The organism is Bradyrhizobium sp. UFLA05-109, from assembly GCF_054185165.1.
Map to the genome: position 1 here is coordinate 86,019 of NZ_JBBIAR010000018.1, position 25,350 is coordinate 111,368.

At 63.4% G+C, this 25,350-nt stretch carries 25 protein-coding genes and 3 tRNA genes; 17 read left to right on the top strand and 11 right to left on the bottom strand.

Features of this window, described 5'->3' with window-relative positions:
• Nucleotides 1-32: 32 nt before the first annotated feature.
• On the top strand, nt 33-332 hold the full coding sequence (locus Q3C01_RS15470; RefSeq protein ID WP_027522849.1) for an antibiotic biosynthesis monooxygenase family protein: 300 nt from the start codon (nt 33-35) through the stop codon (nt 330-332).
• 6 nt (nt 333-338) lie between these two features.
• On the opposite strand, the gene Q3C01_RS15475 is transcribed toward Q3C01_RS15470, so the two are convergent.
• Nucleotides 339-1,460 carry an AI-2E family transporter gene (locus Q3C01_RS15475; protein ID WP_458146181.1) on the bottom strand — a complete coding sequence of 374 codons (1,122 nt, stop codon included), beginning with the start codon at nt 1,458-1,460 and terminating at the stop codon, nt 339-341.
• A gap of 305 nt (nt 1,461-1,765) precedes the next feature.
• Between Q3C01_RS15475 and Q3C01_RS15480 the strand changes: the two genes are divergently transcribed.
• Nucleotides 1,766-2,539 (top strand): gamma-glutamyl-gamma-aminobutyrate hydrolase family protein, encoded by a 774-nt coding sequence (locus tag Q3C01_RS15480; RefSeq protein WP_458146182.1) that lies wholly within the window; start codon nt 1,766-1,768, stop codon nt 2,537-2,539.
• Nucleotides 2,540-2,623: 84 nt separating this feature from the next.
• Here the strand turns inward: Q3C01_RS15480 and Q3C01_RS15485 are convergent, their stop codons facing one another.
• The 3 genes from Q3C01_RS15485 to Q3C01_RS15495 form a co-directional block, all read right to left on the bottom strand.
• Nucleotides 2,624-2,971, bottom strand: coding sequence for a hypothetical protein (locus Q3C01_RS15485; protein WP_458146183.1), 348 nt, complete (start codon nt 2,969-2,971; stop codon nt 2,624-2,626).
• A 99-nt stretch (nt 2,972-3,070) separates the two neighbouring features.
• Complete coding sequence (gene glnA / locus Q3C01_RS15490; protein WP_458146184.1) at nt 3,071-4,480, bottom strand: type I glutamate--ammonia ligase; 1,410 nt, start codon at nt 4,478-4,480, stop codon at nt 3,071-3,073.
• A gap of 152 nt (nt 4,481-4,632) precedes the next feature.
• Nucleotides 4,633-4,971, bottom strand: a complete 339-nt coding sequence (locus Q3C01_RS15495; RefSeq protein WP_007603495.1) for a P-II family nitrogen regulator — start codon at nt 4,969-4,971, stop codon at nt 4,633-4,635.
• A 378-nt stretch (nt 4,972-5,349) separates the two neighbouring features.
• Here Q3C01_RS15495 and Q3C01_RS15500 point away from each other — a divergent pair, with 378 nt between their 5' ends.
• Together Q3C01_RS15500 and Q3C01_RS15505 are read left to right on the top strand one after the other, a co-directional pair.
• Nucleotides 5,350-6,849 (top strand): NAD(P)H-hydrate dehydratase, encoded by a 1,500-nt coding sequence (locus tag Q3C01_RS15500; protein ID WP_458146185.1) that lies wholly within the window; start codon nt 5,350-5,352, stop codon nt 6,847-6,849.
• On the top strand, nt 6,849-7,286 hold the full coding sequence (locus Q3C01_RS15505; protein WP_458146186.1) for a GNAT family N-acetyltransferase: 438 nt from the start codon (nt 6,849-6,851) through the stop codon (nt 7,284-7,286). Before Q3C01_RS15500 ends, Q3C01_RS15505 begins: the two co-directional genes overlap by 1 nt.
• 5 nt (nt 7,287-7,291) lie before the next feature.
• Here Q3C01_RS15505 and Q3C01_RS15510 read toward each other — a convergent pair whose 3' ends face one another.
• A complete protein-coding gene (locus tag Q3C01_RS15510) occupies nt 7,292-8,596 on the bottom strand; it encodes a multicopper oxidase family protein (RefSeq protein WP_458146232.1) in 1,305 nt (434 codons plus the stop codon).
• Between the two features lie 155 nt (nt 8,597-8,751).
• Here Q3C01_RS15510 and Q3C01_RS15515 point away from each other — a divergent pair.
• The 3 genes from Q3C01_RS15515 (at nt 8,752) to Q3C01_RS15525 (ending at nt 11,282) form a co-directional block, all read left to right on the top strand.
• Nucleotides 8,752-8,836, top strand: a tRNA-Leu gene (locus Q3C01_RS15515).
• Nucleotides 8,837-9,015: 179 nt separating this feature from the next.
• The gene (tig, locus tag Q3C01_RS15520) at nt 9,016-10,377 is read left to right on the top strand and encodes a trigger factor (protein WP_458146187.1); all 1,362 of its coding nucleotides are present in this window, start codon (nt 9,016-9,018) and stop codon (nt 10,375-10,377) included.
• A 269-nt stretch (nt 10,378-10,646) separates the two neighbouring features.
• A complete protein-coding gene (locus Q3C01_RS15525) occupies nt 10,647-11,282 on the top strand; it encodes an ATP-dependent Clp protease proteolytic subunit (RefSeq protein ID WP_027522840.1) in 636 nt (211 codons plus the stop codon).
• Between the two features lie 57 nt (nt 11,283-11,339).
• Here Q3C01_RS15525 and Q3C01_RS15530 read toward each other — a convergent pair whose 3' ends face one another.
• A complete protein-coding gene (locus Q3C01_RS15530) occupies nt 11,340-11,552 on the bottom strand; it encodes a hypothetical protein (protein ID WP_458146188.1) in 213 nt (70 codons plus the stop codon).
• Nucleotides 11,553-11,731: 179 nt separating this feature from the next.
• On the opposite strand from Q3C01_RS15530, the gene clpX reads away from it, so the two are divergent.
• The 8 genes from clpX to Q3C01_RS15570 all read left to right on the top strand — a co-directional run bounded on the left by clpX (nt 11,732) and on the right by Q3C01_RS15570 (nt 18,958).
• Nucleotides 11,732-13,003, top strand: a complete 1,272-nt coding sequence (gene clpX / locus Q3C01_RS15535; protein WP_254095610.1) for an ATP-dependent Clp protease ATP-binding subunit ClpX — start codon at nt 11,732-11,734, stop codon at nt 13,001-13,003.
• 319 nt (nt 13,004-13,322) lie between these two features.
• A complete protein-coding gene (gene lon / locus Q3C01_RS15540; RefSeq protein ID WP_284263343.1) occupies nt 13,323-15,746 on the top strand; it encodes an endopeptidase La in 2,424 nt (807 codons plus the stop codon).
• Nucleotides 15,747-15,794: 48 nt separating this feature from the next.
• Entirely contained in the window at nt 15,795-16,199 is a 405-nt protein-coding gene (locus Q3C01_RS15545) for a GFA family protein (RefSeq protein ID WP_458146189.1), read from the top strand.
• Between the two features lie 59 nt (nt 16,200-16,258).
• Nucleotides 16,259-16,335: transfer RNA gene (locus Q3C01_RS15550), tRNA-Val, on the top strand.
• A gap of 436 nt (nt 16,336-16,771) precedes the next feature.
• A complete protein-coding gene (locus Q3C01_RS15555) occupies nt 16,772-16,963 on the top strand; it encodes a hypothetical protein (protein ID WP_458146190.1) in 192 nt (63 codons plus the stop codon).
• Between the two features lie 286 nt (nt 16,964-17,249).
• The gene (locus tag Q3C01_RS15560; RefSeq protein WP_458146191.1) at nt 17,250-17,747 is read left to right on the top strand and encodes a hypothetical protein; all 498 of its coding nucleotides are present in this window, start codon (nt 17,250-17,252) and stop codon (nt 17,745-17,747) included.
• Nucleotides 17,748-17,862: 115 nt separating this feature from the next.
• On the top strand, nt 17,863-18,042 hold the full coding sequence (locus Q3C01_RS15565) for a cytochrome P450 (protein WP_458146192.1): 180 nt from the start codon (nt 17,863-17,865) through the stop codon (nt 18,040-18,042).
• Between the two features lie 55 nt (nt 18,043-18,097).
• Complete coding sequence (locus Q3C01_RS15570; RefSeq protein WP_458146233.1) at nt 18,098-18,958, top strand: class I SAM-dependent methyltransferase; 861 nt, start codon at nt 18,098-18,100, stop codon at nt 18,956-18,958.
• A 6-nt stretch (nt 18,959-18,964) separates the two neighbouring features.
• Here the strand turns inward: Q3C01_RS15570 and Q3C01_RS15575 are convergent, their stop codons facing one another.
• A complete protein-coding gene (locus Q3C01_RS15575) occupies nt 18,965-19,933 on the bottom strand; it encodes a cation diffusion facilitator family transporter (protein WP_458146193.1) in 969 nt (322 codons plus the stop codon).
• 95 nt (nt 19,934-20,028) lie between these two features.
• A complete protein-coding gene (locus Q3C01_RS15580) occupies nt 20,029-20,316 on the bottom strand; it encodes a hypothetical protein (RefSeq protein WP_458146194.1) in 288 nt (95 codons plus the stop codon).
• A gap of 362 nt (nt 20,317-20,678) precedes the next feature.
• Between Q3C01_RS15580 and Q3C01_RS15585 the strand changes: the two genes are divergently transcribed.
• Nucleotides 20,679-21,572 (top strand): hypothetical protein, encoded by an 894-nt coding sequence (locus Q3C01_RS15585; RefSeq protein ID WP_458146195.1) that lies wholly within the window; start codon nt 20,679-20,681, stop codon nt 21,570-21,572.
• A 17-nt stretch (nt 21,573-21,589) separates the two neighbouring features.
• Here Q3C01_RS15585 and Q3C01_RS15590 read toward each other — a convergent pair whose 3' ends face one another.
• The 3 genes from Q3C01_RS15590 to pepT all read right to left on the bottom strand — a co-directional run bounded on the left by Q3C01_RS15590 (nt 21,590) and on the right by pepT (nt 23,768).
• A complete protein-coding gene (locus tag Q3C01_RS15590) occupies nt 21,590-22,207 on the bottom strand; it encodes a class I SAM-dependent methyltransferase (RefSeq protein WP_458146196.1) in 618 nt (205 codons plus the stop codon).
• 27 nt (nt 22,208-22,234) lie between these two features.
• Nucleotides 22,235-22,435 (bottom strand): GDCCVxC domain-containing (seleno)protein, encoded by a 201-nt coding sequence (locus tag Q3C01_RS15595; protein ID WP_458146197.1) that lies wholly within the window; start codon nt 22,433-22,435, stop codon nt 22,235-22,237.
• 85 nt (nt 22,436-22,520) lie between these two features.
• A complete protein-coding gene (pepT, locus tag Q3C01_RS15600) occupies nt 22,521-23,768 on the bottom strand; it encodes a peptidase T (RefSeq protein ID WP_458146198.1) in 1,248 nt (415 codons plus the stop codon).
• Between the two features lie 331 nt (nt 23,769-24,099).
• On the opposite strand from pepT, the gene Q3C01_RS15605 reads away from it, so the two are divergent.
• A tRNA-Asp gene (locus Q3C01_RS15605) sits at nt 24,100-24,176 on the top strand.
• Nucleotides 24,177-25,350: the final 1,174 nt, after the last annotated feature.

Consider the following 25,350-nt stretch of genomic DNA (forward strand, 5'->3'; position numbering starts at 1 on the left):
GACACGCCCTGTCAACAAGAAGGGCGGAAACGATGATCACCGAGATCGCGCAAATCGACGTCAAGCCGGGCACCGAGAAGGATTTCGAGGCGGCGGTAGCCAAGGCCAAGGCCGCGTTCGGCCGCTCCAAGGGTTTTCACGGCTTCGAGCTGCACAAGTCGATCGAGAAGCCGCAGCGCTACCGGTTGATGGTGAAGTGGGAGACGCTGGAGAACCACACCGTCGACTTCCGCGGCTCGGAAAACTTTGCCGAATGGCGCGGCCTCGTCGGCCAGTATTTTGCCGCGCCGCCCGAGGTCGAGCACACCAATACGGTTGTGACGACGGCTTGAGCGGTCTCACACCGTCGCGGTCTGCGCCGGCGCCTCATAGCTCTTGAAATGATCGAGCAAAACCTTGGCGATGGCGACCAGCGGGAGCGCTAGAGCCAGGCCCCAGATGCCGAACACGACACCGAGCAGGATCTGGAAGGCGAACAGCGTGGCGGGCGGAATGTCGAGCGCCTGCCGCTGGAGGATCGGCGTCAGCACGTAACTCTCCATCGCGTGGACGCCGAGAAACAGGATCAGGGCGGAGAGCGCGGCGACCCAGCCTGACGCGATGCTCGCCAGCACCACGATCACGCCGGCGATGATGGCGCCGACCGTCGGGATGAAGGCGAGGAGACCCGCCTGAATCCCGAGGATGAATGAGCCGGGGATGCCGATGATGGCAAGCCCGACCCAGGTCACCGCGCCGACCGCGAGCATGACGATGATCTGCGCGATCAGCCAGCGTTCCAGCGTCTCGCTGATGTGGTCGATGATGACAGTGGCACGCGCCCGGTGCCGGGCCGGTGCGATGAACAGGAGCCCGTCGTGATAGACGCCGGGCTGCGCGGCGAAGGCGAGCCCCAAGAACAGCACGATGAAGAAGTTGCCGACAGCGCTGATCGTGCCGAGCAGCAGCTTGAGCGTCTGGCTCACGATCGCACCGCCGCTGGAGGCCAGCGCACCGGCACCGGGAAGGCCGGTGCGCGGGGGTGAGGCGCTGGGCGCCGCTTCCGAGCCGGTCGGCGCGGAGGAGGCGTTGCCGATGTCGAAGAAGCTGGTGTCGATGCCGTGGCTCTCGAGGAAGCCTTTGACGGTAACGAGCTGCGATTTGATGGTGTCGCTGAGTGCGGAGGCCTGCTCCGCGATGGTCGCGCCGCCGAGATAGGCCACGCCCGCGAGCATCGCCGCAAGCACCACGCAGACGATCGCAAGCCGGAACGGATGCGGCAGGTTGAGATGGCGCCCGAGCGCGTTGGTCATCGCGTTGAGTCCGACGCCGAGCAGCATGCCCGTGAAGATCAAGAGTAGGGTTGCGGCAAAATACCAGGTGAAGACCAGGAGCGCTGCAAACAGCACGATACAGATACCACCGACCGCGATCGCCCAGGCCAGATCGCTGCGGGTCCGTTCATCTGCAGGAATCGTCACATGATGTCCTTTGCGCGGCAGGCGTTTTTTTGCGGCAGGTGTGTGCACGGCACTCTTTCGCGAAATCCAGCCAAGGATCAAGCCGGGACCCGCGTGCCGGTTTGACGCGTCCGCGACCTGAACTGTGCCTTGCGAGCGGTCCGCTCGAGCCCCGGGCGCGGATGGGGCGGTTGGGGTCTCAATGCCCTTCCGGCGGGGCATTCAGGCGAAATAGCATTGCCGTCCCGCGATCCCTTCGGTTGAAATTGTTCCATTCGGTGGGCATGTATAGGGAATCTTCTTCGGCGGGGAGGTCGGAACGGGAGATGAAAAAGCCGGTCGTCGGCGTGATCGGGAATTCCCATCGCGTCGAAAATCGATTTCAAGTCCAGATGGTCGGCGAGCGAAACTTGCGCGCTGTGGCCGAGGTTTCCGGTGGCTTGCCGCTGATGTTTGCCGGTTCAGCCGACATCACCGATATCGGTGCGCTGCTCGATTGCGTTGATGGCATCGTGCTCACTGGCGCCCGCGCCAACGTCCACCCCATGCGCTTCAATGTCGATCCCTGCCAGAAGCACGAGCCCTATGACATCCATCGCGACGAGGTCGCGCTGGCGCTCTCGGTCGCCTGCGTCGCTCGCGGTATCCCGCTGTTTGGCATCTGCCGGGGCCTGCAGGAGATGAACGTCGCCTTCGGTGGCTCGCTGCACCCCGAGATCCGCGAAATACCGGGCCGCATGAACCATCGCATGCCCAGGCTCGAGAACGGCGAGATCCATCCCGATCCCACCGTCGTGTTTGCCGACCGCCACGAGGTCGATCTCATCCCCGGCGGCGCCTTCGCCAGAATTCTCGGCTGCGAAAAGATCAAGGTCAATTCGCTGCACGGTCAAGGCATTCTGGAACCGGGCAAGCGCGTGCTGATCGAAGGTGTCGCCGAGGACGGCACAATCGAGGCGATCCGCATCGCGGAAGCCCCGACCTTTGCGCTCGGCGTGCAATGGCACGCCGAATACGATCCCCAGCGCAATCCGATCAACCGGAAGATCTTTCAGGCGTTCGGCGAGGCGCTCGTGGCGCGGCAGCGCGCGACGGCGTAGCCGGTTCGCACGCGTGTCGAGGGCGGTTTTGCGTGAGCCGTTGGTCTCGGCATCCCGACGGTGATAGGGAGGTGCTCGCGGCACCTACTTGCGATACTCCGTCTTCAGCGCGCGCAGTGCATTGGCATAGCTGAATGCCGCGAGCTGGCACTCGGCGACGAACTGCTGCTTGACCACCGGCTGCTCCTCGTACTTCTCGCATTCGGCCACGAGTTGACCGATTGTCTTGTCGCGCCTGTACTGGCTGGTGCAGAACGCGATCACCTCGTTCTTCTCGGCCAGGCGCTCCTCGCCCTCGGCCTGCGAGGCATCGAGCCGTTGCATCCTGGTCTCGCAATCCTCTGCGGTGGGTTTTGAGGCCGTCCGCTCGCCGGCGAAGGCCGGGGTCGCCAGCGCCAGAAGCGAAACGCAGAGTAGAGCGGACTTGTTCATCGTTGATGTCCTCCGATGGGTGAGATGCCCTTGCGCCTGCTGCGATAACGAAAGGGCGCCCCGAGGGGCGCCCTTTGTTTGTCGTATCCGCTAACCCACTTAGCCCGAGTAATACATCTCGAACTCGATCGGGTGCGGGGTCATTTCGAAGCGCTCGACTTCGGTCATCTTCAGCTCGATGTAGCTGTCGATGAAGTCGTCGTCGAACACGCCGCCGGCCTTGAGGAAGGCGCGGTCCTTGTCGAGGTTTTCCAGCGCCTCGCGAAGCGAGCCGCACACGGTCGGAATCTGCTTCAGCTCTTCCTTCGGAAGGTCATAGAGATCCTTGTCCATCGCCGGGCCCGGATCGAGCTTGTTCTTCACGCCGTCCAGACCCGCCATCAGCATCGCGGCGAAGCCGAGATAGGGGTTGGCGAGCGGATCGGGGAAGCGCACCTCGACGCGCTTGGCCTTCGGCGAAGCGGTGTAGGGGATGCGGCAGGAGGCCGAGCGATTGCGCGCGGAATAGGCGAGCAGCACCGGCGCTTCATAGCCCGGGACCAGACGCTTGTAGGAGTTGGTGGTCGGGTTGGTGAAGGCGTTGATCGCCTTGGCGTGCTTGATGATGCCGGCGATGTAGGACAGGCAGGTCTCCGACAGGTCGGAATACTTGTTGCCCGCGAACACCGGCTTGCCGTCCTTCCAGATCGACTGGTGCACATGCATGCCCGAGCCGTTGTCGCCATAGACCGGCTTCGGCATGAAAGTGGCGGTCTTGCCGTAGATGTGCGCGACCTGATGGATGCAGTATTTGTAGATCTGCAGGTGGTCGGCCATCAGCGTAAGGGTGTCGAACTTCATGCCGAGCTCGTGCTGGGCGGAAGCGACCTCGTGGTGATGCTTTTCGACCTTGACGCCCATCTTGGCCATGGCGCCGAGCATCTCCGAGCGCATGTCCTGCACGGAATCTTGCGGCGGCACCGGGAAGTAGCCGGCCTTGGTGCGGATACGGTGGCCGAGATTGCCGCCCTCATATTCGGTGTCGGAGTTGGTCGGCAGTTCCGAGGAGTCGAGCCGGAACCCGGTGTTGTAAGGCTGGGACGAATAGCGCACGTCGTCGAACACGAAGAACTCGGCCTCGGGGCCGACAAAGACGGTGTCGCCGACGCCCATCGACTTCACCATCGCCTCGGCCTTCTTGGCGATACCGCGCGGATCGCGGTTGTAGGGCTCGCCGGTGGTCGGCTCGAGCACGTCACAGACGATGACCATGGTGGTCTCTGCGAAGAACGGATCGATCGTCGCGGTGACCGGGTCGGGCATCAAGCACATGTCGGACTCGTTGATCGCCTTCCAGCCGGCGATCGAGGAACCGTCGAACATCTGGCCTTCGGCGAAGGTGTCCTCTTCGATCATGCTGACGTCGAAGGTCACGTGCTGCCACTTGCCGCGCGGATCGGTGAAACGGAGGTCGACGTACTTGACGTCGTTGTCCTTGATCGCTTTCAGGACGTCTTTGGCGGTCTTCATGCATACCCCTTTTGGCTCTGCGGGTCGGTTTCCAGACTTCGAGCGACGTTGTTCTCGCTTCTCGAGGCGCGCGAGTGCACAAACGACATCAGGCCGCCGAGGCGGCCTTATTTCTTAGGTAGAATGTCGCAAAATGCGGGATAGCACCCGGCTCAGATAGCGTCCAGCCCGGATTCGCCGGTCCGGATGCGGATGGCTTCTTCGATGTTGGAGACGAAGATCTTGCCGTCGCCGATGCGCCCAGTCTGTGCCGCACGGCGGATCGCGTCGATCGCGCGCTCGACCAGATCGTCGCCGATCACGATTTCGATTTTGACCTTGGGCAGGAAGTCCACGATGTATTCTGCGCCGCGGTAAAGTTCGGCATGACCTTTCTGGCGACCGAAGCCCTTGGCCTCGGTGACGGTAATGCCCTGCAGTCCGACTTCCTGGAGCGCCTCTTTCACCTCGTCGAGCTTGAACGGCTTGATGATGGCTTCGATTTTCTTCACTGCGCGCCTCCCGGCCTTTCGATCAAATAGCAACGTCTTCGTCAGGATGCGCTTTGTTTTCGCGCGGAGTTGTCCTCGCTGTCCCAAGCTGCCTGACCAGCCCGGGCGGCGGCCGGTCACACCTGAAGAATGCCAGTGAGCACGACGAACCGAAGCGGCTTCCTCGAAAGCAGGGTCTATGCCAAGTTGCAAATGCCCTGATTATTGGAGCGTTATCAGCCTTTTAACGAGCATCTCGGATAGGTGGGACCAACCGGCCCAAAATAGCGAAGACTACGAAATAGGCAAACGGTTCAATCTGTGTGCAGATTGCGGGTTTTGCCCCGAGATCGGAACGAAATCTGCCTGTTGAAAAGGCGTTTGTACCAGGGAAGTGGCATGGAAGTTCTGACCAACGCTGAAATGCAGCGGGCCGACCAGCTCACCATCGCGGCCGGCACGCCCGGTTTCAAGCTGATGCTGAGCGCCGGCCAGGCGGTCGCGGAAGCCGCGAGCGCGCTGGCGGAGGAGGGGCCGATCCTGGTGGTGGCCGGTCCGGGCAATAATGGGGGCGACGGTTTTGTCGCCGCAGCCGAGCTCGCAGCCCAAGGGCGCGAGGTCTCCGTCATCCTGATGTGCGAGCGCGACCAGCTCCAGGGCGATGCGGCCTCCGCCGCGCGCGGTTGGAAGCATCCACTCCTGCCGTTCAATCCGCAGGCGATCGGCAGGCCCGCGCTGATCATCGATGCGCTGTTCGGCGCCGGCCTCAGCCGCCCGATCGAAGGCGAGGCGCGCGAGATGATCGAGGCGATCAACGCCAATGGCGCGCCGGTGCTGGCCGTCGATCTGCCGAGCGGCATCAACGGCACGAGCGCAAGCGTGATGGGCATTGCGGTGAACGCCACCGAGACCGTCACCTTCTTCCGCAAGAAGCCCGCGCATCTTCTGTTGCCCGGCCGGATCCATTGCGGCCGCGTGCGTGTCGCCGACATCGGCATCGACGATCAGGTGCTTCACGAGATCAAGCCACAGCTGTTCGAGAACGATCCGGATTTTTGGGGCGCGACCTTTCCGGTGCCGCGGATCGATGGCCATAAATACGCGCGAGGCCACGTGCTCGCGGTATCCGGTGATGCCGCAGCAACCGGTGCCGCACGTCTCGCCGCGCGCGGCGCATTGCGTGCCGGCGCGGGGCTCGTAACCTTGGCCAGCCCGCGCGATGCGCTCGCGATCAATGCGGGCGCGTTGACGGCGGTGATGGTCCGCCCGGTCGACACCGCGATCGAGTTCGGCGAGCTCCTCTCCGACAAGCGCTACAATACTTGCATCATCGGTCCGGGCACCGGCACGGGGACGCGCACCTGCGACTTCGTCCACACGGCGCTCACAGCCCAGCGCCACCTCGTGCTCGATGCGGACGCGCTGACGAGCTTTGCAGCCAATCCCGGACGGCTCTTTGAATCGATCAAGTCGTCGCACGACTGCGAGGTCGTGCTGACGCCGCATGAGGGCGAGTTTCCGCGCCTTTTCGCCGATCTCAGCAACAAGCATCCCGGCCGCTCAAAGCTCGAGCGCGTCCGTGTCGCCGCCGAGCGCTGCGGCGCAGTCGTGCTTCTGAAAGGACCGGACACCACCATCGCCGCGCCGGACGGTCGCGCCACCATCGCCGCCAACGCGCCACGCTGGCTCGCGACGGCCGGTGCCGGCGACGTGCTCTCAGGCATCATCGCGGGACTCCTGGCGCAGGGCGTGCCGGCCTTCGAGGCCGCGAGCATCGGTGTGTGGATGCATGGCGAAGCGGCGGGTGAGGCTGGTCCCGGCCTGATCGCGGAGGACCTGACCGAGACGCTGCCGGCCGTGCACCGGCGGATTTATGATGCGCTGGGAGTGGAGTACTAGTGCTCAGACCGCTCGGGCTGGCCGATATGGACGCGGCCGCGCGGGTCCACCGTATCGCCTTCGACCATGCGATGCCGTGGCTGGTCGGGCTGCACACGCCCGACGAGGACCGCTGGTTCTATCGCGAGCGGGTTTTCGCTAGGTGCCGCCTGTGGGGACGCTTCGACGGCGGCGCATTAGGCGGAATCATCGCCTTCCGTGACGGCTGGATCGAACAACTCTACGTGCTGCCCGACGCGCAAGGCCGCGGCGTCGGCACCGAGTTGCTTGATGTCGCCAAGAGTACCTTCGAACACCTTCAGCTCTGGACCTTTCAGCGCAACGTTCGAGCTCGACGCTTCTACGAGCTCCGCGGGTTCGAGCTGGTCGAGGAGACCGACGGGACGGGGAACGAGGAGAAAGAACCCGACGCCCGCTACGTCTGGAAGCGCCGGTAGGGCATTCACTCCACCGCGTACCAGCGGACGAGCCGCGGTGCGGTCCAGTCGGTCACGACAGACTCGACCAGCCAGCGTCCTGGGTAGGTCGCCAAGAATGCGATGCGTTGGATTTGGCCGGGCTCGATCGCGAGCGTGTCGAGCCAGTACGGCTTCCAGCCGTCGTCGAGCCGGTCGAGCAGGCGGAAATGATGGCCATGCAGGTGGAAGGCGGTTGTGACTGGTCCCGAGTTCTTCAGGGCCAACACGACAGTGCGACCGGCCTTGGCCCGAAAGGCAGGGGCGGAGGAAGGGGAGAAGCCTGCCGGGCGGGTCCAGCCGGCGTCAGGGGCGCCGAGCGCGACATCGAACCGCAGGGCGCCCTTCAGATCGAGCTGCAGGGGAAGGTCATTTGGCGGGAGCGGCGGTGGCAGCAACAGCGGCACGCGTCTCTCGAGCCAGCCGGTGACCGCGAGGGTCCCGATCTGGCGCGCCTCCTTGCCGTCATGCAGCAGGAATGAGGCCGATTTGGCCGTATCCACTAATGCGTCAGCACGCGCGCCGGAGGCGAGCACCAGGGCGCCGTTGCGAGCCGGGAACGGCTCGGCAGGCTGTCCGTCCATGGCTATCACGCGGACGTCGTGGTTTTCCAATTTGATCGCCAGAACAGTGCGTTGGGAGCCATTTATAAAGCGCAGCCGCAGCCGCTGATTGCCGGAGGCTGAGAGTTCGAATGAGGTCCGCCCGTTGAGGGTATAGAGCGGGATCGTGTCTCTGGGGTCGGTGCCCGGGGTGATCGCCGCTCCATCCGGCCGCAGGCGCCATTCCTCGATCAACAGAACCTCATCACGATCCACGGCGACACGGTCCGCTTCCTCGACGATGATCGGGAGCGGCCGTACGGGCTGCTTCAGGCGCTCCTCGAGCAGGCTGAGGTCAGCCAGCAGGGTCCCGGCGTGAGGCATTGAAATGATTGATGTTGTTGTCGCTCCCGGGGCCACCGCCGCGCCGCCCAGCAGTGGCTCGGCAGCCGCCGCGCCGTCGAGGCCGTACCAGACTGCTGCGATCGGCACCGGCAAATCGTTGCGTAAGGTCACCTCGCAGCGGTCACCGCGCTTGAGACGAACGGTGCCGGGAGCATTTGGTGCCGCGAGCTCCCAGACTGATGTGGGCGGCTGTCCCGGCCTCAGAGCCAGGGTCGCAGGCCGCGCCAGGAGGGTGAGCCGGGCGGCTGCCGGTGGCGTCGCTCCGCCGCCGGCCAGACCGGCCGCCGAGGCCGCCAGGCCGGCCAAAAGCTCTCGTCGGGTCGGGACAAAAAATCGCTTCGTCATGAGGGCGATGCGGACCACGCCGCGCTGGATAAGTCCAGCCGCCGTGCCTATCTCAAGAGGGCGTTCACACGGCCATTTTTTTGCTGCGAACAGGCGGGCACATGCTATAAGCCCGGCCGCCCGCGGCATCGCGGCCGGTCTTGATGCAAATTCACGCGGGCGTGGCGGAACTGGTAGACGCGCTGGATTTAGGTTCCAGTGACGAAAGTTGTGGGGGTTCGAGTCCCTCCGCCCGCACCAAGCGCTTTCAGCGTTTGCACGGATTACTGCAGGACCTCGTTCCTCATGGACGTTTTGTCCCGAGGCGCCGGGTCCAATGAACCACCGGCGCAAAGGCGTTCTGCCCGCGCGCCGGATCGATTGATGACAAATGTCGCGGCGGCAAGCGCCGTGACGAAGCGAGAAGAAGATTGGACGCCATGCAGGTCACAGAGACCCTCTCGGAAGGATTGAAGCACGAGTTCAAGATCAGCGTTTCCGCGTCTGATCTCGATGCCAAGGCCGACGCCAAGCTCGTCGACCTCAAGGACAAGGTGCGCCTCAACGGCTTCCGTCCCGGCAAGGTGCCGGTCGCGCATCTGAAGAAGGTCTACGGCCGTTCGGTGATGGCGGAGACCATCGACCAGACCATCCGCGACACCAATACGCAGATCTTCTCGGAGCGCGGCTTCCGCCTTGCGACCGAACCGAAGATCACCATGCCGACCGAGCAGAAAGAGGTCGAGGAATTGCTCTCCGGCAAGTCCGACCTGACCTACACCGTGGCGATCGAAGTGGTGCCCCCGATTGCGCTGGCCGACTTCAAGAGCTTCCAGGTCGAGAAGCCGGTCGCCGACGTGACTGATGTCGAGGTCGACGAGGCCATCAAGCGCATCGCCGACAACAACCGCAGCTACAGCGACAAGGGCGAGGGCGCCAAGGCGGCGTCCGGCGATCGCGTCACCGTCAACTTCAAGGGTACGATCAACGGCGAAGCCTTCGAGGGTGGCACCGGCGAGGGCATTCAGGTCCAGATCGGGTCCAACACGTTCATCCCCGGTTTCGAGGATCAGCTCATCGGCATCGGCGCGGGCGAGACCCGCACGGTGAAGGCGTCGTTCCCGAAGAACTATATGAGCGAGAAGCTCGCCGGGAAAGACGCCGAGTTCGAGACCACTGCAACACTGATCGAGGCAGCACAGGACACCAAGATCGACGACGAGTTTGCCAAGTCGCTCGGCCTTGAATCGCTCGACAAGCTGAAGGAAGCCGCGCGCGAGCGGCTCGTGGCCGAGTTCGCCACCGCGACGCGTCAGCGCGTCAAGCGCGCGCTGCTCGATCGTCTCGACGAGGCTCATCGCTTCGATGCGCCGCCCTCGCTTATCGACGAAGAGTTCAATCTGATGTGGAATTCGGTCAAGGCCGAGATGGATTCCGCCGGCAAGACTTTTGCCGACGAGGACACCACCGAGGAGAAGGCGCGGGACGAATATCGCAAGATCGCCGACCGCCGCGTGCGCCTCGGTCTCGTGCTGTCGGAGATCGGCGAGAAGAACAAGATCACCGTGACCGACGACGAAGTAGGACGCGCGGTGATCGAGCGGGCGCGCCAGGTGCCGGGCCGCGAGAAGGAAGTATGGGACTACTACCGCAACAATGCCAACGCGCTGGCCCAGCTTCGTGCACCGATCTATGAGGACAAGGTGGTCGACTTCATCCTCGAGCTCGCCAACGTGACCGAGAAGAAGGTCTCGCGCGAAGAGCTCTACAAGGACGATGAGGCGGACAAGACCGCCGCTTAAGGCTTCGCGAGAAAGCCTTCTGTTAAGGATGATCGGCGGAAGCAGGCGCGCTAGCCAGGTGGCCGGCTGGGCCTGTTTCCACGAATCAGCTTCAAGTGGTTCTGTCGGATTAAGCCTTAATTCGCTCCGGTCTTGTCTGGAGCGAATTGGGCTATATCTGTGGCTACCTACCCAAGTCCTGCATCACGGGACGTCCATCCGCGCTCGGCAATTCCAGCCAAGACTGTCTTGCCGCGAGGATGTCCGCCTCCGAAAAACCTAGGTGACTCATGCGCGATCCGGTCGAAACCTACATGAACCTCGTGCCCATGGTGGTCGAGCAGACCAACCGTGGCGAGCGCGCCTACGACATCTTCTCGCGCCTGTTGAAGGAGCGCATTATCTTCGTGACCGGACCGGTCGAGGACGGCATGTCGACGCTGATCGTCGCGCAGCTTCTGTTCCTCGAAGCCGAGAATCCGAAGAAGGAAATCTCGATGTACATCAACTCGCCGGGCGGCGTGGTGACGTCGGGCCTTGCAATCTACGACACCATGCAGTTCATCCGCCCGCCGGTCTCCACGCTGTGCACGGGGCAGGCGGCCTCGATGGGCTCGCTGCTGCTCGCCGCCGGCGAGAAGGACATGCGCTTCTCGCTGCCGAACGCGCGCATCATGGTGCACCAGCCCTCGGGCGGCTTCCAGGGGCAGGCCACCGACATCATGCTGCACGCGCAGGAAATCCTGAACCTGAAGAAGCGGCTCAACGAGATCTACGTCAAGCACACCGGTCAGACCTACAAGTCGATCGAGGATGCGCTGGAGCGCGACAAGTTCCTCACGGCAAACGACGCCAAGGAATTCGGTCTCGTCGACAAGGTGATCGACAAGCGCGCCGAGGATCCGGCACCGCCGAAAGCCCCGTAGCACTACCGATATGATAAGGACGATCCCTGGGTTTATTTGGGATCGTCAGGGCGGCCTTCACGTTAACGGCGCATTCGCGCGGCGCAAAAAGCGGTTTTGCGCCCTGCGATAGGCGGAAAGTTCCGCTTTCGTGCTGGTTCTTTCGTGGTAATCCAGCAACGCTGGGGTGATTTCGCTCACTTCCCCCGTGCCAAGACGTGAAATCACGGTATTGTCACGGGTAGCCGCCGACCCCCGATTAGCGAATTCTTGATAGTCGGGTGACAGCATGGTTGGCTACGACTGGTGGGCTAAGATCGCGGGAGAATCGAGTGACCGTGATTCGCACGGGATGTAACGCGTAGGGTCTTTTTTGGTACGGAATTTGCTCTATTTGAATCTTCATGCCGGCTGTCGTGCCGGAATGGAGCGATCGAGCGGACGGGATCGAACCGCGGACGGAGACATGAATGAGTAAGGTCGGCACGAGCGACTCCAAGAACACGCTGTATTGCTCGTTCTGCGGCAAGAGCCAGCACGAAGTCCGCAAACTGATCGCGGGTCCCACGGTCTTCATCTGCGACGAGTGCGTCGAGCTCTGCATGGACATCATCCGTGAGGAGAACAAGTCCTCGCTGGTGAAGTCGCGCGACGGTATTCCGACGCCGAAGGAAATCTGCAAGGTGCTGGACGACTACGTGATCGGCCAGAGCCATGCGAAGAAGGTTCTCTCGGTCGCGGTGCACAATCACTACAAGCGCCTCAACCACCAGACCAAGCACAACGACGTCGAGCTCGCGAAGTCGAACATCCTGCTGATCGGTCCGACCGGCTCGGGCAAGACGCTGCTCGCGCAGACGCTCGCCCGCATCCTGGACGTGCCCTTCACGATGGCTGACGCGACGACGCTGACCGAAGCCGGCTACGTCGGTGAGGACGTCGAGAACATCATCCTGAAGCTGCTCCAGGCCGCCGACTACAATGTCGAGCGCGCGCAGCGCGGCATCGTCTACATCGATGAGATCGACAAGATCAGCCGCAAGTCCGACAATCCGTCGATCACCCGCGACGTGTCGGGCGAGGGCGTGCAGCAGGCACTGCTGAAGATCATGGAAGGCACGGTGGCTTCGGTCCCGCCGCAGGGCGGCCGCAAGCATCCGCAGCAGGAGTTCCTGCAGGTGGACACCACCAACATCCTGTTCATCTGCGGCGGCGCCTTCTCGGGCCTGGAGAAGATCATCTCGGCGCGCGGCCGGTCGACCTCGATCGGCTTCGGTGCCTCGGTGATGGCACCGGAAGATCGCCGCACTGGCGAGATCTTCCGCCACGTCGAGCCCGAGGATCTCCTGAAGTACGGCCTCATTCCTGAGTTCGTCGGCCGACTGCCGGTCGTTGCGACGCTCGAGGACCTCGACGAGACCTCGCTGAAGAAGATTCTGACCGACCCGAAGAACGCGCTGGTCAAGCAGTATCAGCGCCTGTTCGAGATGGAGAACATCGAGCTGACCTTCGCCGACGAGGCGCTTGGCGCGGTTGCCCGCAAGGCGATCGAGCGCAAGACCGGCGCGCGCGGACTGCGCTCGATCCTCGAGGCGATCCTGCTCGAAACCATGTTCGATCTGCCGGGCCTGGAAGGTGTGGAAGAGGTCGTGATCTCCCGCGAGGTCGTGGAAGGCACGGCGCGTCCGCTCTACATCTACGCCGATCGCTCCGATCGCGCGGTTGAGAATGCCAGCGCCTGAACGACGCTGGTCCGAGCCTTCGAACTTCTCGAATTGACGGCTGCGGAACGTGTATCCGCAGCCGGTACTGCGTCGCTCGTCCCGCGTGCGTAAGCGCTGAATGGCGCGCGTTTTTCAATGGCTTGACACCCCCCGGGTCGATAGCCACCTAATGTCAACGGCGAGCAGGAATTCTCTTCAAGATTCGCCTCACTTCGATCCGGCAAGGCCGGTCCAAGCTTAAGGGCCTACTGGTTTTGCGGATCACCTCGGCACCTTGTGGCGGTTGCGCTAGCTACGGCGGATTGCGTGCAAGGGGGCAAAGCAAAAGGAAAAGGCCATGACCAGTCCAAAACCCCGGCCAACCATCATTCACGGCGAGGCGCACGCTTATCCCGTGCTCCCGTTGCGCGACATCGTCGTCTTCCCGCACATGATCGTGCCGCTCTTCGTTGGTCGCGAGAAATCGATCCGCGCGCTCGAAGAGGTGATGAAGAACGACGCGCTGATCATGCTCGCGACGCAGAAGAACGCGTCCGACGATGATCCGGCGCCGGATGCGATTTACGAGACCGGTACGCTCGCGAGTGTGTTGCAGCTCCTGAAGCTCCCCGACGGCACCGTGAAGGTGCTGGTCGAAGGGCTCGAGCGCGCGCGCGTGGAGAAGTACACCGATCGCGCCGACTACTACGAGGCGACTGCGGTCGCGCTCGCCGACACTGACGCGAAGTCGGTCGAGGCCGAAGCGCTGGCGCGCTCGGTCGTGTCCGACTTCGAGAGCTATGTGAAGCTCAACAAGAAGATCTCGGCCGAGGTCGTCGGCGTCGTGCAGGCGATCACCGATTTCGCCAAGCTCGCCGACACCGTTGCCTCGCATCTCGCGGTCAAGATCGCGGATCGGCAAGGAATCCTGGAGACGTTGTCCGTCACCTCGCGCCTGGAGAAGGTGCTGGGGCTGATGGAGAGCGAGATCTCGGTGCTGCAGGTCGAGAAGCGCATCCGCTCGCGCGTCAAGCGCCAGATGGAGAAGACCCAGCGCGAGTACTATCTCAACGAGCAGATGAAGGCGATCCAGAAGGAGCTCGGCGACGACGATGGTCGCGATGAGCTCGCTGATCTCGAAGAGAAGATCTCCAAGACCAAGCTGTCGAAGGAAGCGCGCGAGAAGGCGCAGCACGAGCTGAAGAAGCTGCGCCAGATGTCGCCGATGTCCGCGGAAGCGACCGTCGTGCGCAACTATCTGGATTGGCTCTTGTCGATCCCGTGGAACAAGAAGTCCAAGGTCAAGAAGGACCTGGAAGCCGCGCAGGCGGTTCTGGATGCCGATCATTACGGACTCGAGAAGGTCAAGGACCGCATCGTCGAGTATCTTGCGGTGCAGTCGCGCGCCAACAAGCTCACGGGTCCGATCCTGTGCCTCGTCGGGCCTCCCGGCGTCGGCAAGACCTCGCTCGGCAAGTCGATCGCCAAGGCGACGGGGCGCGAATTCGTGCGCGTCTCGCTCGGTGGCGTGCGCGACGAGGCCGAGATCCGCGGTCATCGCCGCACCTATATCGGCTCGATGCCCGGCAAGATCATCCAGTCGATGCGCAAGGCGAAGTCGTCCAATCCGCTGTTCCTCCTGGACGAGATCGACAAGATGGGCGCCGATTTCCGCGGCGATCCGTCCTCGGCGCTGCTCGAGGTTTTGGACCCCGAGCAGAACTCGACCTTCAACGACCACTATCTCGAGGTGGACTACGATCTCTCCAACGTGATGTTCATCACGACCGCGAATACGCTCAATATTCCGGGGCCGCTGATGGACCGCATGGAGATCATCCGGATCGCGGGCTACACCGAGAACGAGAAGGTCGAGATCGCGCGCAAGCACCTGATCCCGAACGCGGTGTCCAAGCACGGCCTGGACTCCAAGGAGTTCTCGATCGACGACGACGCACTGCTGCTTCTGATCCGCCGCTACACCCGCGAAGCGGGCGTGCGCAATCTGGAGCGTGAGCTCTCGACACTCGCCCGCAAGGCGGTGAAGGAGCTGATGATCTCCAAGAAGAAGTCGGTCAAGGTCACCGAGAAGACTCTGGAAGAGTTTCTTGGTGTGCCGAAGTACCGCTTCGGCGAGATCGAGAGCGAGCCGCAGGTCGGCATCGTCACCGGCCTTGCCTGGACCGATGTCGGCGGCGAGCTGCTGACGATCGAAGGCGTCATGATGCCCGGCAAGGGCAAGATGACGGTCACGGGCAACCTGCGCGACGTCATGAAGGAGTCGATCTCGGCGGCGGCGTCCTACGTCCGCTCGCGCGCGATCAACTACGGTGTCGAGCCGCCGATGTTCGACAGGCGCGATATCCACGTGCACGTGCCGGAGGGGGCTACCCCGAAGGACGGCCCGTCCGCAGGCGTGGCGATGGCCACCGCAATCATCTCGGTCATGACCGGCATCCCGGTCCGCCATGATGTCGCGATGACCGGCGAGATCACGCTGCGCGGTCGCGTGCTGCCGATCGGCGGTCTGAAGGAGAAGCTCCTGGCTGCTGCCCGCGGCGGCATCAAGACGGTGCTGATCCCCGAGGACAACGCCAAGGATCTCACGGAGATTTCCGATGCGATCAAGGGCGGCATGGACATCGTCCCGGTCTCCCGGCTCGACGACGTCGTCGCCCGCGCGCTGGTGAAGAAGCCGGTTCCGATCGTCTGGGAAGAGGACACCAAGGTGACGGTGAAGCCGGACGGCGACGAAGCCGCCGGCGGCCTGACCGCTCACTGATCGTTAAAACGGCGCCTTCGGGCGCCGTTTTTGTTTCGGGAGCGCGGCATGCAGATCGACGGACAATGCCATTGCGGCCGGGTCAGCTACGCGGCGGAGATCGATCCGGAGGCCGTCTCGGTGTGCCACTGCACCGATTGCCAGGCGCTGACCGGGTCTCCCTTTCGGGTGACCGCGGTCTGCTCTGGCCAAACCGTCCGCCTGACCGGCGGGAAGCCCAAGGTCTATGGCAAGCGCGGCGACAATGGCCGGATGCGCTTCCAGCATTTCTGCGGCGACTGCGGTTCCCCGCTGTTCACCAGCGGCGAGGGCACCGAGGCCGACGATTGGGGCATCCGCTGGGGCAGCATCCGCCAGCGTGAGGCCTTGCGGCCCAGCCGGCAGATCTGGTGCCAGTCGGCGGCGCTGTGGATCGACGCCGTGCCGGGGCTGCCCGGCCGGCCCATGGACTAACACTGATTGACGTTCGACCCTTGCCCCTCCCGGGTGCCTGGGGCTAAAGAAGCGGCGAGGGGCGGTTAGCTCAGCTGGTTAGAGCATCTCGTTTACACCGAGAGGGTCCGCGGTTCGAATCCGTGACCGCCCACCAGCCTTCGCTCGCTTCGCGAGCTACGGCTGGGCGGGCCAGCCTCCGAACATCATTGACGCGAGGCGAGCGAAGGCTGCCACGCCGAAGCCCAACGGGCGAAGGTGGGCTTTTCGCCGCGAGCTACGGCTGGGCGGGCCGGCCTCCGAACATCATTGACGCTAAGCGAGCGAAGGCTGTCGCGCCGAAGCCCAACGGGCGAAGGCGGGCTTTTCGCCGCGAGCTACGGCTGGGCGGGCCAGCCTCCGAACATCATTGACGCGAAGCGAGCGAAGGCTGTCGCGCCGAAGCCCAACGGGCGAAGGCGGGTCTTTCGCTGGGCATGCAACGCCCAGAAAGGGCCCCCGACGGGTCCAAAATTGCCTCCGTTCGGTCATCTTTTCGATCTCCGCCCGAACCACCGTTCCAGTTCCCGTGATCAGCGTGGAGTACCGCCGTGATGAATGATCTTCGCATCAAGCTGGAAAGGTACGAGTCCAAAGCCGCTCACTGCATGAAAGCAGCTCAAGAAGCGAGAGACGCGGCCGGAAAGGCTTTTTATGAGGAGCTTGCTCGCTACTATGATGAGCTTGCAGCGGACTTTCGCCGCGTCCTTGCGAAGCGAAGCGGAGCCTCGCTGGCAGCCGAATGATCCAGGCTGGCGCGGATCGGCGGTTCGATCCTCTCACCGCTTACCATTGTCTGTCGCTCTACCCGTCCGCGCATTCATAAACCTTCTCGCCGAGGTTGACCGAAGAGGCTGCCTCGATGGGGCCTGCTGTCATTTCGGCACCCGAGCGTTCCGACAAGGTGCCAAGAGATGCTCCATCGGCCGAGCGGACATCACCGGCCGGCATAGTAAACCGCCCGTTAACTCGGGATTGGTATGGTGCGTCGTGTTCGGGTGGTGACCGCCCGGCTGGCCGGGAGTAACCATCATGCCCGTCGAAATGCTGACTTATGCCGAGCTAGGCGAGCGACTCAAGATATCGCCAGAGGCAGCCAGATCACTCGTGAAGCGACACCGGTTTCCCCGGTCTCGCTCGAACGATGGAAAGACCCTGGTCCACGTCGATCTCACCGAGATCAGCCATTCGCCCATCACGCGCGCGCCCCAAACTCCGGCCGGTCACCAGGTGGTCACCGCTCTCAAGGAGCACATCGCCACGTTGCAGGCCGATCTCCTGGAGATGAAGGCGATTGCCGGCAGTCATCGGTCCGACTTCGAGAGAGAGTGCGACCGCACGAACAAGCTGCTGGCAGAATTGCTCAAGGCCAACGTCGAAACCGTGGCAGCCCGCGAGAAGGCCGCGCATCTGGAGGGGAGGCTGTCGACGGCGAAGCAACCTTGGAGGCGACGGCTCGCGGAGGCTTTCACCCATATCCCTCTGGAAGCCATGCGCTGGAACATCGGTCGCGCCGCTCGATCCAACTGACTGAGCAGTCGGGACTCTGCGGCGGTGGCACCCGGTTTGCGGCGCACAAGGCTGTGCCGATCACTCCACCTATTTTTCCTGCATTTCCCTTCGTGCGATCCCGCGCTTTGCCTACGTGCCATTCGGCAACGGCCCGCGCATCTGCATCGGCTCGTCCTTCGCGCTCCCGGAGGCGACCATCGTGCTCGCGTCTCTCGTGCATCGCTTGGACATGGAGCCTTCGCCGGGGGCGCCAAAGTTTGGCCGTCGCAGAAAATTACGCTGCGGCTGGCAAACGGGCTGCCCATGCACGTGACTGCGCGCAATTGCGAGGTTCAGGCGGCTTGCGGATGCGAGACACAGAGGGCGTGATGGAACAGCCGAGCGGACATGAGCAGAATACGGACCAGATCGCCTATTGGAACGGTCCGGGCGGGCAGCGCTGGGCCGATCGCCACGCGGTGCAGGAGACGCTGCTCGGGCCGATCGCGGACATACTGATTGACCGGGCAAAGCCAAAGCCGGGCGAGCGCGTGCTTGATATCGGCTGCGGCTCCGGCGCGACGACGGTTGCGTTTGGGAAGGCGGTGGCGCCGAATGGCTTTGCGCTCGGCCTCGACGTCTCAGGTCCCATGCTATCGCAGGCGCGTGCTCTCTCGCCAAAGAACCTGCCGCTGGATTTCGTGCTGGCGGATGCGACGGTCTATCCGTTCGAGCCCCAAAGCTTCGATCTGCTGGCATCGCGTTTCGGCGTGATGTTCTTCGCCGATCCGATCGTGTCGTTCACCAACCTGCGTCGCGCGCTGACACCTGCGGGGCGGCTCGCCTTCATCTGCTGGCGTGAGCCGCGCGAAAATCCCTGGATGATGACGCCGCTGATGGCGGTCTACAAACACGTGCCCAAGATGCCGCCGGTTGGTCCGGAGGATCCGGGCCCGTTCGCCTTTGCGTCGGAAGAACGCGTGATGCGCATCCTGAAAGGTGCCGGCTTCGCGGACGTGGCGATGGAGCCGCATAACCTTGCGATGGATATCGCGATCGGTGGCGGGCTGGACGCGGCCGTTGACGGCTCTCTTCAGATCGGCCCTGCCAGCCGCGCGTTGCAAGGCCATCCGCCGGAGACCGTTGAGGCCGCCAAGGGCTCGATCCGCGAAGCGCTGGCGCCGTTCGTCGAGGGGCAGTCGGTGGCGCTGCCGGGAGCGATCTGGATCGTGACGGCGAAGGCGGCGTAGTCGCCGTCACACCACGTTGTCGGGCGCCAACGCGCAGCCATTGTCCTGGCCGGTCTCGATCTGGATCGTCGTGTGACCGATCCGGTGCGAGGTTTTCAGGAGCTGCGCGGTCTCCATCAGGAAGACGTCGCCGGGGTGGCCGCCCAGCATGACGAGGTGACAGGTCAGCGCGGTTTCCGTGGTCGAGATCGGCCAGACGTGCAGGTCGTGGATATCGGAGACGCCGGGCCGCTGCATCAGAAAGCCTTTGATGGCGTCGAGGTCGGTGCCTCGCGGAGCGGCAGCCATCGACATGTCGATGGAGCTGCGGAGCAGACCCGTCGTGCTCCAGAGAATGACGGCGCAGATCAAAAGGCTCGCCAGCGGATCGAGCCAGAGCCAGCCGGTCCACATGATCAGCGCCGCCGAGATGACAACGCCGAGTGAGACCGCCGCGTCTCCCGCCATATGCAGGAACGCGCCCTGGATGTTGATGTCGTCCTTGCGGCCGCTCGCGAACAGCATCGCGGTTGCGCCGTTGATGAGGATGCCGATGCCGGCGACGATCATCACCGTGACGCCGGCGATCGGCTCGGGCTCGCGCAGGCGCAGGATCGCCTCCCAGCCGATCGCCCCGGTTGCGACCAGGAGGAAGACGGCGTTCGCGAGGGCCGCAAGGATGGTCGAGGCGCGAAAGCCGTAGGTGAAGCGGCCCGTGGGCGCGCGCCTAGCCGCGACCGAGGCACCCCAGGCCATGACGAGGCCGAGCACGTCGCTCAAATTGTGGCTGGCGTCGGCGAGCAGGGCGGTTGAATTGGCGATGTAGCCGTAAATGCCTTGCGCGACGACGAGCGCGGTGTTCAGCGAGATCCCGATCGCAAATGCCCTGCCAAAACTTGCGGGCGCGTGGACGTGCGCACCATGGCCATGACCGTGGCCATGATCGTGGCCGCCATGGTCGTGGTCATGATGATCGTGATGGTCGTGGCTGGCCACGTCTGTCGCCCCTTCGGGGGCATCGGATCATCCGACTTCCCGATCCGCCGCGTAGCATGGCCGTAGGAACAGTGTCGACCCGCAACATTATTACGTTAGCGGAACAAACTCGGCGCCGCTGAAGACTGCGGCGACTCGTTCTCACATGGGACGCAGTCAGGCCTGCGCATCAGGCCGATGCGATAGGATCGTGTCTGCCGCTCCATCGGCTCCGGAATGGTGCAGCCATCGCCGGCTTCGACCGCGACGTGGTAGCCCGCTTCCATCGCTAGCTCGAGCCATTTGATGGCTTCGTCGATCCACTGGTCGTGGTGCTCGGGATCGGCGATCGCCTTTTCTCGAAATGCGTTCGCCTGGTTCAGGCATGCCGTTCTGCGATCCACGCGGCTCTCCCGCTCCTGGGGGTTCCGCCCCGACCGCATCTTTGATGATTCCTGAGGTTGGCGTCGTTAACATACGACAGTCAATGCAGCGCAAAAACGGAAGGCCCCAGATCCGGCGCGGACCGGCTGGGGCCTTTGTGCTCACAATCCATGCTTCCCTTGGACTTATACAGGTAACCCGCATCTCGATGTTTCGTTCCGAGCTACGAAAGCCCGATTAGGAACATTCCTTGGGCCTCTTCATTAGCGCCGCGGAGCATTTGAGGAGGATGGGCTTATGGACGGATTGATCTATCTGATCGGTTTGATCGTCGTGATCATGGCGATCCTGTCGTTCTTCGGCCTGCGCTGAGAGTGCCGCGATGACTATCGAGGCTCTCGTACAGGAAGAGGTCATGGAAGGTGGCGTGCCCGCCGCGGAAGGGCGCTGGGCCATCCAGTGGAGTTCGGTGCTGGCAGGCGCGTTCGCTGCCGGTGCGCTGTCGTTCATCCTGGTCAGCTTTGGCCTCGCCATCGGCCTCGGTGTTAGCTCGACCTCGCCGACATGGCGCGATGCGTCATCGGCGCTCGCGCTGCTGTCGGGACTGTATCTGATCCTCCAGGCGATCGTCAGCTTCGGTTTTGGCGGCTACATCGCCGGCCGGATTGCGCGGCCTGCGCCTGCGCTCACGGCGGTCGAGGATGACGGCGAGCGGCGGGACGGGCTGCACGGACTGATGTCATGGGCTGTCGCGGTGCTGATCGGTGCGGCATTGCTCGCGATCCTCGGCGCGTCCGCGCTCGAGCGCTCGCCGATGCGCAGCTCGGCCAGCAATGCAACCGCCGCCGAGCCGCTGTTGAGCTATGAGCTCGACAAGCTGTTCCGCGCCCCGCGTCGGCCGCCCAACACTGATATCCGGGAAGACCGCGCCGAAGCCGGGCGGATCCTCATGACGTCGTCGAGCCACAGCGGCATCAGCAGCGATGATCGCACCTATCTCGTGCAACAGACGGGCGCGCTGACGGGGCTGTCGCCGGCGGATTCCGAGCGGCGCGTCGACGCTGTGATCGCGGAGTCCCAGACGGCAATCAACCATGCGCGGCGCAGTTCGATCATCGTCGCATTCTGCGTTGCGGCAGCGACCCTGATCGGAGCCGTGGTCGCCTGGGCGGCCGCAGTCGCCGGCGGACGCCACCGCGACGGTGAACCCTTGCCGCAATGGATGGCGAGCTCGAACCGGTTCAGTCGCAATCGGCGTCCGATGCCGGTGCCATAGTAGGGCAACCGCGTTCTTTACGAACGCGGGAGCGCCCGACCTTCATACATGAACGTCATCGGCTTCGGTCCCGGCATATAGCCTTCATGGAGATCGTGGACGGCGAAGCCGTTGTCGCGGATCAGGTCCGCGATGGCACGATTGAGATGGCAGCCGCCCGCGATGACCCTCCAGGGCGGGGTCAAACGATCCTGCCACCATTGCACGCTGGCCTCGGGCGCGCGACCATGCTCGACGAACAGCAGTTGTCCGCCCGGCCTCAGGATCCGTCGCGCCTCGGAGAGCGCGCGATTGACGTCCGGGATGCTGCACATGGTCCATGTCGTCACCACCGTGTCCACGCTCGAATTCTCCAGCGGAATTGCCTCCGCGGAGCCTTCGATCAGCGCGAGCGGTGCCATGGTCTTTCGCCCGGCATCGCGCGCGATCTCCAGAAGCTTTGGTGACGGATCAAGGCCGATGACTTCGGTCACATCAGGCCCGTAGAACGCGAGATTGAGTCCGGGACCAATTCCGATCTCCAGCACGCGGCCGGTCGCGCCGGAGGCAACGCGTGTTCGATATGGCACGAGTTGGGCCTGGCGCATCGCCAGATGCGTCAGCCAAGGCACGATCCTGTCCTGGTAGAAGCCCATGCGGGATCCTTGGTCGCCTGGCGCGGTCTAGGAACAGCAGTCACCCGCCTGGACGGGCGGACAGGGGACGGATCCGAACGAGCAGAATACACAGCAATCGCCCACCTTCGGTTTCAGCCTCCTGCCGCAGCCCTTGCAGTCATAGAAGAACTGGCAGGCATCGGTCGGCATGGCCTTGCGCATGCGATGGCCGCATTCCGGACAGGTGAGCGTCGATTCAAGCTGCATTCGCGATGAACTCCAGGGCCGGTCGTAAGGCCGAACGTCCTAGCACCCGCCGCAATCGTCGTTGCCGCATCTAAGGCAGCCCGGCCTAGGCCCGCTCTTCCCAGATCATCGCAAGATGCACGATGGTCTGGACGGCCTTTTCCATGTCCTGCCGGCTGACCCATTCCAGCCGCGAGTGAAACGCGTGCTCGCCGGCAAAGATGTTGGGGCACGGCAGGCCCATGAAGGAGAGGCGCGAGCCGTCGGTGCCGCCGCGGATCGCGGTGCGCATCGGGCGGAGACCGGCGCGGCGGATCGCTTCGATCGCGTATTCCAGGATGTGCGGGTGACGGTCGATCACCTGCTTCATGTTGCGATACTGCTCTCTGACCTCGAAACGGTAGGTCGAGCGCGGATAGTCCTTCATCACGTCCTTGACGATGGCCTCGAGCAGGGCCTCTTTCTCCTTCAGGCCTTCCTCGGTGAAGTCGCGCACGATGAAGGACAGTGTCGCCTGCTCCAGCGCGCCGGACATGCCGATCGGATGCAGAAAGCCCTGCTTGCCCGAGGTGGTCTCGGGCGAGCAGCCTTCCTTGGGCAGGCGCTCGACGATGGCGGCTGCGATCTTGATCGCGTGCTCCATCTTGCCCTTGGCATAGCCGGGATGGGCGGAGACGCCCTGGATGGTGATGGTGGCGCCATCAGCCGAGAACGTCTCGTCCTCGACGCTGCCGGCGCTCTCGCCGTCCATGGTGTAGCCGAAATCGGCGCCGAGCTTCTTCAGATCGACATTGTCGACGCCGCGGCCGATCTCTTCATCGGGTGTGAACAGGATCTTGATGGTGCCGTGCTTCACATCGGGATTGTTGATGAAGAAATGCGCGGCATCCATGATCTCGGCGACGCCGGCCTTGTTGTCGGCGCCCAGCAGCGTCGTGCCATCGGTGGTGACGATGTCGTTGCCGATCTGGTTCTTGAGCGCGGGATGCTCGGCGAAGCGGATCACCTGGGTGGGATCGGCTGACAGCGTGATGTCGCCGCCGCGATAATTCTTCACGACCTGTGGCTTGACGTCCTTGCCCGAGCAGTCGGGCGAGGTGTCCATGTGCGAGCAGAAGCAGATCACCGGCACCTTCTTGGTCGTGTTGGCCGGGATCGTCGCGTAGACATAGCCGTAGTCGTCGAGATGGGCATCTTCGACGCCCATGGCCTTGAGCTCGGTGACGAGCACGCGGCCGAGATCCTTCTGCTTCTCGGTCGAGGGCGAGGTCGGGGATTCGGGATCGGACTGGGTGTCGATAGTGACGTAGCGCAGGAAGCGCTCGGTCACGGTGTGGGTAAAGGTGAGGGACATTTCTTCTCGTAGCCGCCGGGTCAGATGAGGGGCGGTATACCAGAAAAAGCGTCGTTCCGGGGGCGCCGTGTCGCCGCGCAAGGAGGCGTGATCAGGCTTAACGAAGTATAAGCCTCGGCGGGCTTCGGCGAGTTCCCTGAACGGAGCGGACGGCGGCTTTTGCCGCCTTCGGACACCGGACGATTCGGGCCTGACGGGCCAGCCATCCAGGGCCGCATTTCTGCGAAGTCCCGCAGAAACACCCGATGTTTACGGGCCAAGCTCAACGTCCTTGACTTCACCAGATCGCGCCTTTAAGTCCCCCCTCGTTCCGCATGGCTTTGCCCAGCACGCGGGAGTAGCTCAGTTGGTTAGAGCGCCGGCCTGTCACGCCGGAGGTCGCGGGTTCGAGCCCCGTCTCTCGCGCCATTTTTGGCAACGAATTCAATCATTTGCTGTCTTGCCATTTTTCGCTGCGCCGCGGAAAAGTGTGGCTTTTGTTCGGTCTTTGTTCTAATTGCTTCGCTCCGACAACCCGCGCCTGATCGAAGCGGCGTACGCTGGCGATGTTCACTGGGTTGAGGTCTTCCGGAGCCGCTTGTTGGTGGCGATGCTGTTCGCCATCTTGTTGGTCTGGTCCGCCCCTCGATGGCGCCGCTATGGCGCACGTCCGCGAGCTGGCGCTTGTCGGTCTTGTCGATCGCCTCCCGCACGTCCCGAAAGTCATCGCCAGGTGTATCCTTGGAGTAGGGGGCACCGGACCGGTTCCGGAAGATCGGCGCGTTCGGGGCGATGTCGACGCCAAGCTTGCGCACGCAGGCTGTCAGGATCGCCAGCGACCAGGGCGTGAGCGCTGCCGCAGCCGCCTTGCCTGTCTGTCTTGGCGCGGTCGACCTCGAACCAGCTGCTCCTTGGTCCAGATGATGCCGGCCTTGATGCGCTCGCCTTCGCGCGCAAGTAGCCATCGCCGACGCTGCCCTTGGCGAAGGTCGGTCGGTCAAGCCTCCGCTTCGGCCTGATGCCGAAGCGGACCAAATACAGCCGTGTGAGGGCGTTGCATTTAACGCGAGCCATGATGACCGAGAGTACCAAGGCCCATGAGCGCGATGAGGCCGCCCGCTGAGGTGGCCTCTTCCGTTATTGGCGGCGATGGCGCGATCAGCGCTCCGCGGGCGGCATCGTTCAAGGCGAGGCAGTGCAGGCACATAGGGTGGATGGTAGCTCTCTTTTTTAAGGCGGTAATTTTCAGCTGCCTGACGCTAATGGGGTTGAGTTTGTCGCTGCTTGGCTGGAACTAGCTCAAACTCATGGCGTCAGAGTTTGGATAGCCTCGGCAGGCGGCCTTACAACCGTCCCTCGCAGCATGGGAGCACCCTCGTCTGAACATTAGGCCGTCATGAAATTCAATTTGAAATTTGGAAGGCTCATGGATGGCGCCCTCTGGCGTCAGGCGTCTTCTGAGAGGCTGGCGAGGCCGGGGGGAGGTCGCCGCCATGGTTGGAAAAAAATCACAGGCAGGCGTGCCTGAGTGGGCCCATCCGCGTGGCCGCTCATCTGGACAAATTTCGACAACCGCGCGAATAATAGCGAAAGCGAGTACGGG